The following is a 13,926-nucleotide window of genomic DNA, read 5'->3' on the forward strand; positions in this document are numbered from 1 at the left end:
CGGACATGTCATACATTTGACATAGCGCAACTCATGCGCTGAACGCATATCTTGTTACAAGGGCGGCAGTCTGTTTGCCTCGGCAATGGGAACCATAGCGCAGGGCGGCTTGACGCTCCGCGTTTTGTTGCATTGCGAATTTTTCAAACCGCAGCGCACCAAATCTGTGTTTTCTTTTGCGTGCCGGAATTCCCCGGTGTCGCATCGGAGCACACAATGCGCACGATTATCGTTCTCGCGTCGTCCGCTATCGCCGCGGCGACCTTCGCGGCCGGCGTCGCCACGGCCGACGACCGGATCAACGTGACCCCGCCGATCAGCCGCGAACATGCCCGCGAGATTCGCGCCGTCCACCCGGCCGGCGACTTCACCGTAACGCCCCAGCCGGTCCCGACCGCCGAGACGCCGCGCCCGTTCTCGGCCGCCGCGTCCCGGATCGACGTCGCCAACCGCTAAGCCGACGGGTCAGGCCGCGGCCAGCGGCTTTGACACATCTTCGAGGGACCGCCCTTCGGCGGCGGTCCCCCAGATGCCGCCCACCACGGCGGCGACGATCATCAGCACCGCGCCGAGCAGGTAGCCGACGAAGACGTATTCCCGCGAGCCGCTTTCGACGAGCGTGCCGAACAGAAGCGGGCCCGAAACGCCGCCGACTCCCGTGCCGATGGCATAGAAGGCGGCGATGGCGAGCGCCCGGATCTCCAGCGGGAAGGTTTCCGCCACCGTGAGATAGGCCGACGATGCCGCCGCGCTGGCGAAGAAGAACACCGCCATCCACACCGCCGTCTGGCCCACGGGGCCGAAGGCGTCGATGAGGAACAGGTAGCCGGCCCCGGCCAGCATCACGCCGGAGATGCCGTAGGTGAAGGCGATCATCGGACGCCGGCCCACCGTGTCGAAGAGCCGCCCCAGGGCGACCGGCCCGAGGAACGAGCCCAGCGCGAACGGCAGCAGATACCAGCCGACCTGCCCGCCGGGCACCTGATAGAACTTCTCCAGCACCAGGGCGTAGGTGAAGAAGAGGGCGTTGTAGAAGAACGCCTGCCCCACCATCAGACACAGGCCCACCACCGTCTGCTTGCGGCTCGTCACGAACATCGATCTCACTACTTCCGTGATGGGCGTGTGGTGACGGACGCGAACCTTGGTGTGCTTCTTCGGGTCCGGCGGCGGCAGGGTCACGCCCGCATCGGTGAAGCGCTTCTCGATGCCGGTGACGACGCGGTCGGCCTCGGCCACATAGCCATGGGTCGCGAGCCAGCGTGGGCTTTCGGGAATCCATCGCCGCAGGAACAGGATCACGAGGCCGATGGCGCCGCCGGTGAGGAAGGCCACGCGCCAGCCCCAGGCGGGGTCGATCACTTCCGGCTTCAGCAGCACGATCGACATGAAGGAGCCAAGCGCCGCGCCGATCCAGAACGAGCCGTTGATGACGAGGTTCGTCCAGCCCCGTGCGCTCGCCGGCACGAGTTCCTGAATGGTCGAGTTGATGGCGGTGTATTCGCCGCCGATGCCCGCGCCCGTGAGGAAGCGGAAGAAGCAGAAACTCACCACGTTCCAGGACAGGCCGGTGGCCGCCGTGGCGACGAGATAGAGCGCCAGGGTGATGAAGAAGAGCTTCTTGCGGCCGATGCGGTCGGTCAGCCAGCCGAAGCCCACCGCGCCTGTCACGGCGCCGACGAGGTAGGAGGAGGCCGCGAGGCCGACATCGAACTCCGTGAAGGACATCGGCGGCTGGCGCAGCGCCCCGACGAGGGAGCCGGCCAGCGTCACCTCGAGGCCGTCGAGCACCCAGGTGATGCCCAGCGCTACGATCACCAGAACGTGGAAGCGACCCCAGGGGAGGCGGTCGAGGCGCCCCGCGATGTCCGTATCGACGACGCTGCCGACCTCGGCGCGCTCGGGCGTGCCGGCCACCCCCTCCACTTTGGTCGCCATTCCGCGCGTTCCTCATTCACCAAAAGTCGTGAGAAGCGATAAACCGCAACTCCGAATTGCTGTTCGCAACAATCACCCGACCGATTCGGTTCGATCTCGTCTTCATTGGCGCGCGTCACCCTGGCTTCGCTCGCAACGCGTGGTCGCCATGTCCAACCGCCTGCTTCTCGCTCTTGTCGTCGTCACCGGCTTCGCCTCCTTCCCGACCGGGGCGGCGGATTCCGCGTTGCCCGCTCCCAAGCCCCGCATCCTCGTGGGCGCGGAGGAGCGCTGGACGCTGCGTCCGTCCGACTCGGTGACGGCGCTGTTCGCGTCTGCCGGAGAGGCGCCCCGACGCGCCGTCCGCATCGTCTACCAGCCGCTCGTCGAACCGCGCTGAGACCGCTCTTGCGCTCGCGCCGGCCCATCGGAGCGCGTACAGCGTCGGGGAGGACGACGAGCGGAAGGAGCAGCGGATGGGCATGACCACCGACACGGACCTGCGCGAGGCGGGCGTTTGCCCGCAGCGACTTTCCCGGATTGCGCCGTGGATGGACCGGCTCGTGGCGGATGGGCGGCTCGCGGGCCTTTCGGTGTCGATGCAGCGGCGCGGCAAGACGGTCTTCGCCCGCGCCTGCGGGCAGGCGGACCTCGCGCGCGGCACGCCCTTCACCCTCGACACGGTGACGCGCATCTATTCCATGACGAAGCCGCTCACTTCGGTGGCGGTGATGCAGCTCTACGAGCAGGGCCTGTTCCAGCTCGATGACCCGGTTTCCCGCTTCCTGCCGGAATTCGCGGAGATGCGCGTCGCGGTCGGCGGCAACCGCGCCAGAATCGAGACCGAACCGGCCAAGCGGCCGATCACCGTGCGCGATCTCCTCACCCACACCGCCGGCCTGACCTACGGCTTCATGGAAGCGACCCTGGTCGATGCGGTCTATCGCGAGAGGGGCATCGACTTCCTCTCTCGCGAGGGCACCCTGGCCGAGATGACGGCGCGGGCGGCCTCGGCGCCGCTGCTGGCCCAGCCCGGCGCGGCCTGGAACTACAGCGTGGCCACCGACGTGCTCGGCCATTTCGTCGCTATCGTCTCCGGCCGACCCTTCGCGGATTACCTGCGCGAGGAGGTGATCGCGCCCCTCGGCATGGTCGACACGGATTTCCACGTTCACCCGGAATGGCTGGACCGGTTCTGCGCCTGCTACGCCTATGACCGCGAGCGCAAGCTGCGGCCCTTCGACGGCTCCGTCGAGAGCAGTTTCGCGCAGCCGCCGGCCATCGCCTCGGGCGGCGGCGGGCTCGTCTCGACGGCGGCGGATTATCACCGCTTCTGCCGGATGATCCTCAATGGCGGCGAGATCGACGGGCGCCGGCTCCTCGGCCGCAAGACCGTCGCGCTGATGACGTCGAACCACCTGCCGGGTGATCTGGCGGCCATGGGCACGCCGCGTTTCGCGGAAACCTCCTACACGGGGATCGGCTTCGGCCTCGGCTTTTCGGTGATGCTCGATCCGGCCAAGGCGCAGATCGTCGGCACGCCGGGCGAGGTCGCCTGGGGCGGCATGGCCTCCACCGCCTTCTGGATCGACCCCAAGGAGGATCTGGCCGTCGTGCTCATGACGCAGCTCGTCCCGTCCTCGGCCCTGCCGATCCGCAAGGAATTGCGCGTGCTGACCTACGCGGCGCTGGTGGATTGACCGAACGCGCCGTCGCCGATTTCATTCTGTAAGACTGGCCGAAAAGGCGCGGGAAACCCCTCTCCCCGCAAGCGGGGAGAGGCCCGCTGGCACCTTGTCGTGCCAGCCGGAAGCGGAGGCGAAGCCGAAGCGGCGGTGAGGGGGCTTACCGGAGGAGCCTCGTTCGGCACGCCCCCTCACCATCGGCTGCCGCCTCGCCGCGACGACGACGGGGTCGTCGCGGCCCTCTCCCCGCAAGCGGGGAGAGGGGAGTTCGAACCTCTCGGCCGGAGACTTAGGCTGAGGCCGATGTCGGGCGTTCCACGATCTAGTCCAACTCTTCGCGGGTGATCGTGTAATGGCGTGAGTAGCGCGCCTTCACAGAGGCATCGTGCAGCGGATTGAACGGCTTGCGCTCGATGTTGGTGCGGCGCGGTGTGATTGCAGTTCGACTGACTACAGAACCCGCCGGGAGGCGAGTCCGAGGTTACAGCGTTTCCACCGCCCACGCCGCCATCGCGAGCGAACACGCGACGCCGGGAGGTCACAGGCTCAATCCGGCACCTTGAGGCCCGCGATGTCCTTCGGCCCCTCGGGAAACTGCGGGTCCATCGCCTCGAGCGTATCGGCCACGGTCTTGGCCACGACGTAGTTGCGGAACCACTTCCGGTCGGCCGGTACCACGAGCCAGGGGGCATGCGGGGTCGAGCAGCGGCCGAGCGCGTCCGCGAAGGCGTCCTGATAGGAATCCCAAGACTTGCGCTCCACGAGGTCGGCCGGGTCGAACTTCCAATGCTTGGACGGATCGGCGATGCGGGCTTCCAGCCGCTCCTTCTGCTCCGCCTTCGAGATGTGCAGGAAGAACTTCAGGATCGTCGTGCCGCTTTCGGTGAGCAGCCGCTCGAAATCGTTGATGAGCCCGTAGCGCGCCCGCCAAACCTCATCGGGCACGAGGCCCTTCACCCGGACCACCAGCACGTCCTCGTAATGGCTGCGGTTGAACACCCCGATCATCCCCTTGCCGGGGGTGCGGCGGTGATAGCGCCAGAGAAAATCGTGATCCAATTCCTCGGGCGAGGGCACCTTGAACGAAGCAATGGCGCAGCCCTGCGGGTTCACGCCCTTCAGGACGGCGCGGATCGTGCCGTCCTTGCCGCCGGTGTCGATGGCCTGGAGCACGATGAGCAGGCTGCGCCGCCGCTCCGCATAGAGCTTCTCCTGAAGGTCGGAGATCCGCGCCCGCTCCTTGCGCAGGTGCTCCTCGGCCCACGTCTTGTCGAGCCCGCCATCCTCGCGCGTGTCGACACCCGCCAGATCGAAGGGCGCACCCGGCGGCACGGCGACGATCCCCTGCGCCGGCACGACCGAGCCGGAGACCTGCCCGCCGAGCGCGTCTGGCCGTTCCCCGGCGATCATCCCGGCGGCGTTCGCCCACAGGGATGTCGAGGGTGGGAGCAAATGTCCGTGGGAGAGTTCGTCCCGGTCTGATACCTGCCTGCCGGAAACGGGCTGGCCGCGATCATGCTTGCCGTGCTTCTTGGACATCCGGTGAGGCCTGTGGGGGGCGTTGCTGAGCGGCATCGGAACGGTTGGGCTGAGGCCTCGTTCCGGTCGCCGTGTTCCTCGTAAGGAACGTTCGGTTTGCGAACTATCTATTTCATCCGGCACGGCCAGACCGGCTGGAACGCGGAGGGCCGTCTTCAGGGTGCCCATGATATCGACCTGAACGCCATCGGCGAGGCGCAGGCTGCGGCGGTGGCGCCGCGCCTCAAGGCCGTCGCCGGCACAGCCCTGGCGGAGGCGACCTACATCGCGAGCCCATTGATCCGGACCCGGCGCACGATGGAGATTCTCCGCGAGGCGCTCGGGCTGCCGCCGAAGGATTACGCCACCGATCCGCGCCTGCGCGAAATCGGCTTCGGTGCCTGGGAGGGCTCGACCTGGGCGGAGATCCGGCGGCGCGACGCGGCGGGGGCCAGCCAGCGGGACCGGAACCGCTGGCACCACCGTCCGCCGGGCCTCGGCGGCGAGAGCTACGCGATGCTGGTGGAGCGCGTGGCGCCGTTCCTCGCGGAACTCCCACCGGTTTCGGTGATCGTCGCCCATGGCGGCGTCGCCCGTGCCATGCTGGTCGCCCTCGATCAGCTGGACATCTACGCCGCCCCGCGCCTCGGCATCCGCCAGGGCGAGGTGCTGGTGGTCGATGCCGCGGGCTGGCGCTGGGCCTGATGACCCACAAGCAACGGTCGGGAATTCATCATCACCGCAGGGGCCATCGCATGGAAAGCCGCCTCGCTAACGGCACGATCCACGGGCTATAGGGCGCGAGGATGATGAGCGCCGGCGGGTATGGCCGGGCAGCGGAGCAGCGCATGAGCGACCTCGCCGAGAAGTCCTTGCCCGCGACGGCGGCCATGGGCGCGCGGCCGTCGAAGGATGGGGCGGTCCTGTACGGGGACCGGCGTCCCGACCTGATCCGCGATGAAGTGCTCGGCGAAATCTTCCTCGCGTCCGCACGGTCGCGGGGTGATCATCCCTGCCTGATCGACGGAGCGAGCGTCGGCGCGGGCGGGCTGCATCCGCACCTGAGCTATGCCCAGGTGGTGGCACGGGCGCAGCGGATCGCCGCCGGGCTGGCCCATCGCGGCATCGGACCGGGCGACGTGGTCGGCCTCTGGATGGCGCGCGGGCCGGATCTCCTCGTCGCGCAGATCGGCATCACCCTCTCGGGCGCCGCGTGGCTGCCCTTCGACGCCGAGGCCCCCGCCGACCGGGTCGGCATCTGCCTCGGGGATGCGGTCGCGAAGGCGCTCCTTGTCTCCCCGGCGCTCGAAGCCCAGGCGCCCGCCGGCACCCCGGCCCTGACGCCGGCCGCCCTCGACAGGGACACGCCCGCCGACGCCGCCGTGCCCGATGCGCGGGCGAAGGGCCTGACCCCCGGCCATCCGGCCTACCTGATCTACACCTCCGGCTCGACCGGCGTGCCGAAGGGCATCGTCATCAGCCACGCCAACATCTGCCACTTCCTGCGCTCGGGGAACGCGCTCTACGGGATGCGGGCGGACGACGTGGTGTTCCAGGGCGCCTCCGTCGCCTTCGATCTGTCGATGGAGGAGATCTGGGTTCCCTACCTCGTCGGCGCGACGCTGTTCGTCGCGAGCCCGTCGATGATGGGCGATGTCGAGGCGCTTCCCGGCATCATTGCCAACAACAACATCACCGTTCTCGACACGGTGCCGACCCTGCTCGCCATGATCACCGGGGACCTGCCCAAGGTCCGCCTCGTGCTGCTGGGCGGCGAGGCCCTGCCCGAGCCGCTGATCGCCAAATGGGCGACGGCCAGGCGCAAGCTGTTCAACACCTACGGGCCGACCGAGGCCACCGTGGTGGCCACCGCCGCCGAGATGCATGCCGGCGAGCCGGTGACGATCGGCGGCCCGATCCCGAACTATTCCGTCTACGTGGCGAGCGAGGACCTTCGCCTGCTCGGGCACGGCGAGCAGGGCGAACTGCTCATCGGCGGCCCCGGCGTCGCGGCCGGCTACCTGAAGCGGCCGGAACTGACGGCGGAGAAGTTCATCGCGAACCCCTTCGCCTCGGACGGGTCCGACCCGATCCTCTACCGCTCGGGCGATGCCGTCTCCCTCGACGCGGACGGGCGCATCCTCTTCCACGGGCGCATCGACGATCAGGTGAAGATCCGGGGGTTCCGGGTCGAGCTGGGCGAGATCGAGTCGCGCATCCGCGCCGTTCCGGAAGTGAATCAGGCGGCGGTGGTGCTGCGCTCGGATGACGGGGTGGACCGGCTCGTCGCCTTTCTCATCCCCGAGCGCGGCCAGAGCCTCGACACGCCCTCGCTGCGCAAGCGGCTGGCGGCAGAGATGCCGCCCTACATGGTGCCCGGCCATTTCGAGGTGGCGGAGACCCTGCCGCGCCTCACCTCCGGCAAGGTCGACCGCAAGGCGCTGAAGATCGCCCCCCTGACGGTCGTCTCGGCCGATAGCGACCAGGAGCCGCCGCAGAACGACACCGAGGCGGCGTTGCTTGCCGCCGCCAAGCAGGTTTTCGGCGCGCAGCCAATCCCCCTGGAGGGCGACTTCTTCGCCGATCTCGGCGGCCATTCGCTGCTGGCCGCGCGGTTCGTGTCGGCGGTGCGGGAGACGCCCGCGCTCGCCGGCATCACCCTGCCGGACGTCTACGCCAAGCGCACCCTGCGGGCGATGGCCGACGCGCTGATCGAGCGGACGGGCGGCGTCGGTGCCGAAGCCGCCATCAGGGATCTGAGCTTTGCGCCGCCGCCGCTCCTGCGCCGGGCCCTGTGCGGCCTCGCCCAGGCTGTCGCGCTGCCCTTCCTCATTGCGCTGGCCACCGTGCAGTGGCTCGGCATCTTCGTGACCTACCTGCTGCTGACCGGCGGCGGCCTCAGCTTCTTCGCCGAACTCGGCGTGCTGCTGCTCGTCTACATCGCCATCAACGCGGTGACGGCGGCCATCGCGGTGGCCGGCAAGTGGCTGGTGCTCGGGCGGACGAAACCCGGCCGCTACCCGCTCTGGGGCGTGTACTATTACCGCTGGTGGCTGGCGCAGCGCCTCGCGCCGCTGGTCCACGTGAAGTGGCTTCAAGGCTCACCGGCCATCGCCAGCTACTTGCGCCTGATGGGCGCCAAGGTCGGCAAGGACACGCTGATCTCGGATATCGAGATCGGCGCCCCCGATCTCCTCACCATCGGCGACGGCGCGTCGCTCGGGGGCCGCCTCGTCATCGCCAATGCCGAGATCGTCGGCAACGAACTCGTCATCGGGAAGGTCGAGATCGGCGCGGATTCCGCCATCGGAACGTCCTGCGTGATCTCGCACGACACGGTGATCGGACCTCAGGCCGAGGTGGCCGACCTGACCACCATCCCCTCGGGCACCCGCGTCGGCGCCCGGGAACGGTGGGACGGGTCGCCCGGCCGCAAGGTCGGCATGGCCGAGACGGACGAGTTGCCCGCGCATTCGATGGCGAGCCCACGGCGGCGCTTGGCTTTCGGGCTGATCTACGTGTTGCTGCTCGGCGCGATCCCGGCGGTGGGACTGCTGCCGATCTTCCCGGCCTTCTTCATCTTCGACCAGATCTCGGATTCGCTCTCCGACATCACGGACATCGACTACCACTTCTACCTGCCGATCCTCACATGGCCGACCGCCATGCTGATGACGGCCGGAACGGTGCTGCTCATCACCGGCCTGCGCTGGTCGATCCTGCCGCGCACCCGGCACGGCACCTACTCGATCCACTCCCTGTTCTACCTGCGGAAGTGGTCGCTGGCGCTCGCCGTCGAGGTGACGCTGGAGACGTTGGCCTCCCTCTTCGCCACCGTCTACATGCGCGCGTGGTACCGCCTGATGGGCGCCCGGATGGGCGAGGGCGCGGAAATCTCCACCAACCTCGCGGGCCGCTACGACCTCGCGGAGGTCGGCGCCCGCAACTTCATCGCCGACGAGGTGGTGTTCGGCGAGGAGGAGATCCGCCGGGGGTGGATGCATCTCGATCCGGTCCAGACCGGCAAGCGCGTCTTCGTCGGCAACGACGCGGTGGTGCCGCCGGGCGCGGTGATCCCGGACGACGTGCTCATCGGCATCAAGTCGAAGCCCCCGGCCAACGACGCGATGGCGCCCGGCGAGACGTGGTTCGGCTCCCCGCCGATCCGCCTGCCGGCGCGGCAGCGGGTCGATCTCGGCTCGGCCGCGCAGACCTACGAGCCCGGCCTGTGGCCGAAGGTGCGGCGCGGCGTGTTCGAGGCGTTCTCGACCTCGTTCTCGCCGATGCTCTACATCACCCTCGCGATCACCTCGATCGATTGGTACTTCTACCCGGCGATCCTGGAGCGCGACTGGTCGGGACTGGCGGTCAGCTTCATCACGGTGAGCGTGGTGATCGCGCTGATCCAATCCTCGGCCGTCATCGCGATGAAGTGGGTGCTGATGGGCGTCTACCGCCCCGGCATGCAGCCGATGTGGTCGTGGTGGGCCATGCGCACCGAGGCCATCGCGGTGGCCTATTGGGGGCTCGCCGGCAAGGTCCTGCTCGAACACCTGCAGGGCACGCCGTTCCTGCCCTGGGTCCTGCGCCTGTTCGGCGTGAAGGTGGGCCAGGGGGTGTGCATGCTCACCACCGACATCACCGAGTTCGACTGCGTCGAGATCGGCGATTTCTGCACCATCAACCGCGTCTCGGCGTTGCAGACCCATCTCTACGAGGACCGCATCATGAAGATCGGCCGCGTCGTGGTCGGGCGCGGCGTTTCGGTCGGGTCGTTCTCGACGGTGCTCTACGACACCAAGGTCGGCGATTTCGCCCGGCTGCGCCCGCTCACCATCGTCATGAAGGGCGAGTCGATCCCGGCCAACACCGAGTGGGAGGGCGCCCCCGCCGTGCCGGTGATTCACGCGGCGAGATAGGCCGCGCCGGTCAGAAGCCCCGAACGCCCGCCCGGTACTCGCGCGGGGACAGTCCGAAGGCCTGGCGGAAGGCCTGGGCGAGGACGGCGCCGTTGGTGAAGCCGAAGGCCTCACCGATCTCGCCGATGGACCGTCGCTCCAGCGGATTGTCCAGGGCGGAGCGCACGGATTCGAGCCTCTGGCGGGTCGCGTAGCGTGCCACCCCGCCCTCCGGCTCGAACAGGCGGTAGAGCTGCGAGCGCGACATGCCGAGCGCCTTCGCCATCGCGTCGATCCGGATCGGCGAGGCGAGGTGGGCGCGGACGAACCGCTTCGCGGCCCTGAGGCGGGCGGCGTTGAGCGGCGCGCTCGCCTGTGCGAAGGCGTCCAGGCTCGGACGCACGCAGGCCGCGAGCATATGCAGCGTCGCCTGGGCGATATGGCCCGCATCCACCGTGGTGATCGCGTGGCTGTGCGCCGCGAGGCTGCGGAAATGGTCGGCGAGCAGGAGGCCGGCGCCGCCCCGCATCACCAGCCCGTGCAGCACATCCTCGTTGGGCAGCACGGCCGCAATCGATGCGCGCGGCAGCACGAGGATCACCGAATCCGTTTCCGCCACCAGGGAGCGGCGATAGGATTGCGTCATGTCGTTGAAGCTGATCGATCCCGCCGGCACGTCGACAATGCCGCGCTCGGTCTCGACGCTGTAATTGTGCCGGCTGAGGTGCAGGACGAAGGAATCCAGCCCATCGCGCCGGACCTGCATTCGGGAGCGTGCGGGTGCCTGGGTCGCCGCGTTCATGATGCGCAGGGACATCGGGCCGACCTGAGTCGACTCGATCCGCCCGGAGAAACCCAGCGGATCGGCATCGAGCGCGTGGGCGGCGAAGATGGAGCGCCATGCATCGAGGCGCTCCCGCTCCGGGACGTCGTCGGTCGAGAACGCGAACCGAGGGACGAAGGTCACGGCGACTCAGCCCGGATCCAGTCGCGGGTCCGGTCGAGCGCCCGCGTCAGGCGGTCGAACAGCGTGTCGATCTCGTCCGGGGTGATGATGAGCGGCGGGCAAACCGCCACCCGGTCGCCCGCGAGGAAGCGGACGATCAGTCCCTCTTCCTGGGCGAAGGCGACACAGCGGGCAGCGACGCCCATCTTCGGGTCGTACTGGCGCCGGCTCGTCTTGTCCGCCACGATCTCCAAGCCGCCGATCAGGCCGATGCCCTTGGCCTCGCCGACGAGATCGTGCTCGACCAGCGCCGAAAGACGACGCTGGAATTGCGGGGCCTTCTCGGCGGCGCCTTCGATGACGCGATCGCGCTTGTAGATTTCGATGGCCTTGATCGCGACGGCGCAGGCGACCGGATGGCCGGAATAGGTCGTGCCATGGCCGAAGCCGCCGAGCTTCTCGCTCTGGCCGACTAACACGTCGTACAGGGCCGGATCGATGCTGAGGCCGCCGAGCGGCACGTAGCCCGAGGTCACGGCCTTGGCGAAGGAGATCGTGTCCGGCCGCATCTCCAGGGGTTCGGAGCCGAACCACGTGCCGAGGCGGCCGAAGCCGCAGATCACCTCGTCGGCGATGAGGCGAACGTCGTATTTCGTCAGCACGGCCTGGATCGCCGGGAAGTAGCCCTTCGGCGGGACGATCGCCCCGCCCGCGCCCATCACCGGCTCGGCGATGAAGGCGGCGACCGTCTCCGGCCCCTCGCGCAGGATCGTCTCCTCGAGCTCGGCGGCCAGCCGGGCCGAATAGGCCTCCTCGCTCTCGCCCGGCTCGGCGCCCCGGTAATGGTGCGGGGTCGAGACATGGAGGAAGCCCGGCAGCGGCAGGTCCCAATCCATGTGGTTGGCCGGAAGGCCGGTCATCGACGCGCTGGCGATGGTCACGCCGTGATAGCCCTTCTTGCGGGCGATGATCTTCTTCTTGTTCGGCCGCCCGAGGGCGTTGTTGTAGTACCACGCAAGCTTCACCTGCGTGTCGTTCGCCTCGGACCCGGACGAGCAGAAGAAGATCTTCGAGGTCGGAACCGGCATCAGCTCCTTCAGCGTCTCGGCCAGCTCGATGGCCGGGTCATGGCTGCGGCCGGAGAACAGGTGCGTGAAGGGCAGGCGGCCCATCTGCACCCGCGCCGCCTCGACGAGTTCGGCGTTCGAATAGCCGAGCGCCGTGCACCACAGCCCCGCCATGCCCTCGATATAGGGCCGCCCTTCCGTGTCGTAGACATGCACGCCGTCGCCGCGCTCCAGCACGAGCGGGCCGGTGCGTCGGTGGTTCGCAAGGTGCGTGTAGGGGTGGAGCAGAGTTTCGACGTCGCGGGTCGCGAGGTTCGAGAGCATGCAGGCGCTCCTGACGAGTGGGCCGTGCCACACTACCGGCACGATGGATGCGCAGATAGATGCGTTGTCCGGCATTCCTCCTCACCGGACGCATGCCGGACCATCCGATGCAAAGTCCCGACCTCGTTGTCGCGCACCCCGCTCCCGGCCGCGAATGCGGCACCTGCACCCTGTGCTGCAAGGTCTACGACGTGCCGGCGGTGGAGAGCGTCGCCGGGCAATGGTGTCGGCACACCCGATCCGGCCGGGGCTGCGCGATCCATGAGACCCGGCCCGACCATTGCCGCGCCTTCCACTGCCTCTGGATGACCGAAGCCTGGCTCGGCCCGGAATGGAAGCCGGAGCGCGCCAAGATGGTGCTGAGCCTCGATCCCGCCTCCCGCAACATGAACGTGCAGGTCGATCCGGGGCAGGCGAATGCGTGGAAGCGCGAGCCCTATTACGGCCAGTTGCGCCGCTGGGCCGTGGCCTCGGCGGCCAAGGGTCGGCACGTCCTCGTCCACGTCAACAAGACGACGACGGTGGTCCTGCCCGATAGGGACGTGCCGCTGGGCGTTGTCGCGCCCGACGAGCGCATCGTCGCCCGCGAGCGGATGACGCCCCAGGGCCTCACCTTCGATGTGGAGAAGATGCGCCCGTCGCCGCAGCCGGCCTGAACCTCTTCGGCCGGGTGGCACGATGCTCTATGCATCGCGAAAGCCATCGGAAGCGGGCCGGAATGACCACGATCCACGATTTCACCGTCCGCGCGGCGGACGGGACTCCGCACCCGCTGGCACAATACCGGGGTCAGGCGCTCCTCATCGTCAACACCGCCTCACGCTGCGGCTTCACCCCGCAATATGCCGGCCTCGAAGACCTCTGGCGCGAGCGGCGCGATGCCGGGCTCACGGTCCTCGGCTTCCCCTGCAACCAGTTCGGCAAGCAGGAGCCCGGCGACGCGACGGAGATCGCGAAGTTCTGCTCGCTGAGCTACGACGTGACGTTCCCCGTCCTCGGCAAGGTCGAGGTGAACGGGCCGAATGCCGATCCGCTCTTCGTGTATCTCACCCGCGCCAAGAAGGGCCTGTTCGGCACGGCGGCGATCAAGTGGAACTTCACCAAGTTCCTCGTCGGGCGCGACGGTGTGCCGATCGCGCGGTTCGCGCCGAAGGATCGGCCCGCCGGGCTCGTCGGCGCCATCGACACGGCGCTGAAGGGTTAGGCGGGCTCGTGGCTCGTGCGCAGGTCGGGCGCGGCCGTCCAGACTTGCCGCGCGCCGCGCACGCTCTGGTAGCGGACGGGGGAGACCGCCTCGCGCAGGATGCCCGCCAGGAAGCGGCTTTCGGCAACCCGCTTCACGATACAGTCCGACGCACCACGCAGATATGCTTGCTTTTCAAGAAGGGACAGCGATTCGAACAGCGCGATGCGCGATTCGCGTTCCCGATGACCCCGCGCAAGGCGAAAGATCTCGGTGAGGTCCTCGATAATAGAGATTTCGTCAGTCGAGAGGGCGGACATTGGGCGACCGAAAACTTGATGCCACGATGCTAATACGATGCGGGCCGGTTCCGCCAGGGGTTGTTTTG

At 68.4% G+C, this 13,926-nt stretch carries 12 protein-coding genes; 7 read left to right on the top strand and 5 right to left on the bottom strand.

The features are described from left to right. Positions 1-216: 216 nt before the first annotated feature. Positions 217-456 (top strand): hypothetical protein, encoded by a 240-nt coding sequence (locus ACS5Q7_RS17530; protein ID WP_478340559.1) that lies wholly within the window; start codon positions 217-219, stop codon positions 454-456. Between the two features lie 9 nt (positions 457-465). Here the strand turns inward: ACS5Q7_RS17530 and ACS5Q7_RS17535 are convergent, their stop codons facing one another. Continuing rightward, positions 466-1,938: an MFS transporter gene (locus ACS5Q7_RS17535; protein WP_478340560.1), complete on the bottom strand. Its 1,473-nt coding sequence runs from the start codon at positions 1,936-1,938 to the stop codon at positions 466-468. Between the two features lie 148 nt (positions 1,939-2,086). Between ACS5Q7_RS17535 and ACS5Q7_RS17540 the strand changes: the two genes are divergently transcribed. Both ACS5Q7_RS17540 and ACS5Q7_RS17545 read left to right on the top strand, forming a co-directional pair. Then, positions 2,087-2,317, top strand: coding sequence for a hypothetical protein (locus tag ACS5Q7_RS17540; protein ID WP_478340561.1), 231 nt, complete (start codon positions 2,087-2,089; stop codon positions 2,315-2,317). An 82-nt stretch (positions 2,318-2,399) separates the two neighbouring features. Continuing rightward, positions 2,400-3,617, top strand: coding sequence for a serine hydrolase domain-containing protein (locus ACS5Q7_RS17545; protein WP_478340562.1), 1,218 nt, complete (start codon positions 2,400-2,402; stop codon positions 3,615-3,617). 531 nt (positions 3,618-4,148) lie between these two features. Here the strand turns inward: ACS5Q7_RS17545 and ACS5Q7_RS17550 are convergent. Next, complete coding sequence (locus ACS5Q7_RS17550) at positions 4,149-5,141, bottom strand: polyphosphate kinase 2 family protein (RefSeq protein WP_478340563.1); 993 nt, start codon at positions 5,139-5,141, stop codon at positions 4,149-4,151. A gap of 96 nt (positions 5,142-5,237) precedes the next feature. On the opposite strand from ACS5Q7_RS17550, the gene ACS5Q7_RS17555 reads away from it, so the two are divergent. Next, entirely contained in the window at positions 5,238-5,825 is a 588-nt protein-coding gene (locus tag ACS5Q7_RS17555; RefSeq protein WP_478340564.1) for a histidine phosphatase family protein, read from the top strand. 143 nt (positions 5,826-5,968) lie between these two features. Further along, on the top strand, positions 5,969-10,039 hold the full coding sequence (locus ACS5Q7_RS17560) for a Pls/PosA family non-ribosomal peptide synthetase (protein ID WP_478340565.1): 4,071 nt from the start codon (positions 5,969-5,971) through the stop codon (positions 10,037-10,039). Positions 10,040-10,049: 10 nt separating this feature from the next. On the opposite strand, the gene ACS5Q7_RS17565 is transcribed toward ACS5Q7_RS17560, so the two are convergent. Continuing rightward, positions 10,050-10,985: a helix-turn-helix domain-containing protein gene (locus ACS5Q7_RS17565; RefSeq protein ID WP_478340566.1), complete on the bottom strand. Its 936-nt coding sequence runs from the start codon at positions 10,983-10,985 to the stop codon at positions 10,050-10,052. After that, positions 10,982-12,355, bottom strand: a complete 1,374-nt coding sequence (locus ACS5Q7_RS17570) for an aminotransferase (RefSeq protein ID WP_478340567.1) — start codon at positions 12,353-12,355, stop codon at positions 10,982-10,984. Before ACS5Q7_RS17570 ends, ACS5Q7_RS17565 begins: the two co-directional genes overlap by 4 nt. 107 nt (positions 12,356-12,462) lie before the next feature. Between ACS5Q7_RS17570 and ACS5Q7_RS17575 the strand changes: the two genes are divergently transcribed. Next, the gene (locus ACS5Q7_RS17575) at positions 12,463-13,011 is read left to right on the top strand and encodes a hypothetical protein (RefSeq protein ID WP_478340568.1); all 549 of its coding nucleotides are present in this window, start codon (positions 12,463-12,465) and stop codon (positions 13,009-13,011) included. Between the two features lie 62 nt (positions 13,012-13,073). After that, positions 13,074-13,559 carry a glutathione peroxidase gene (locus ACS5Q7_RS17580; protein ID WP_478340569.1) on the top strand — a complete coding sequence of 162 codons (486 nt, stop codon included), beginning with the start codon at positions 13,074-13,076 and terminating at the stop codon, positions 13,557-13,559. Here ACS5Q7_RS17580 and ACS5Q7_RS17585 read toward each other — a convergent pair. Then, positions 13,556-13,858 (bottom strand): hypothetical protein, encoded by a 303-nt coding sequence (locus ACS5Q7_RS17585; protein WP_478340570.1) that lies wholly within the window; start codon positions 13,856-13,858, stop codon positions 13,556-13,558. The genes ACS5Q7_RS17580 and ACS5Q7_RS17585 overlap by 4 nt on opposite strands. Positions 13,859-13,926: the final 68 nt, after the last annotated feature.

This window comes from Methylobacterium sp. Gmos3, assembly GCF_056430985.1.

Coding starts and splice junctions, on each gene's coding strand:
- ACS5Q7_RS17530 (WP_478340559.1), top strand. CDS start 217: ATGCGCACGATTATCGTTCTCGCGTCGTCCGCTATCGCCGCGGCGACC.
- ACS5Q7_RS17535 (WP_478340560.1), bottom strand. CDS start 1,938: ATGGCGACCAAAGTGGAGGGGGTGGCCGGCACGCCCGAGCGCGCCGAG.
- ACS5Q7_RS17540 (WP_478340561.1), top strand. CDS start 2,087: ATGTCCAACCGCCTGCTTCTCGCTCTTGTCGTCGTCACCGGCTTCGCC.
- ACS5Q7_RS17545 (WP_478340562.1), top strand. CDS start 2,400: ATGACCACCGACACGGACCTGCGCGAGGCGGGCGTTTGCCCGCAGCGA.
- ACS5Q7_RS17550 (WP_478340563.1), bottom strand. CDS start 5,141: ATGTCCAAGAAGCACGGCAAGCATGATCGCGGCCAGCCCGTTTCCGGC.
- ACS5Q7_RS17560 (WP_478340565.1), top strand. CDS start 5,969: ATGAGCGACCTCGCCGAGAAGTCCTTGCCCGCGACGGCGGCCATGGGC.
- ACS5Q7_RS17570 (WP_478340567.1), bottom strand. CDS start 12,355: ATGCTCTCGAACCTCGCGACCCGCGACGTCGAAACTCTGCTCCACCCC.
- ACS5Q7_RS17575 (WP_478340568.1), top strand. CDS start 12,463: ATGCAAAGTCCCGACCTCGTTGTCGCGCACCCCGCTCCCGGCCGCGAA.
- ACS5Q7_RS17580 (WP_478340569.1), top strand. CDS start 13,074: ATGACCACGATCCACGATTTCACCGTCCGCGCGGCGGACGGGACTCCG.
- ACS5Q7_RS17585 (WP_478340570.1), bottom strand. CDS start 13,858: ATGTCCGCCCTCTCGACTGACGAAATCTCTATTATCGAGGACCTCACC.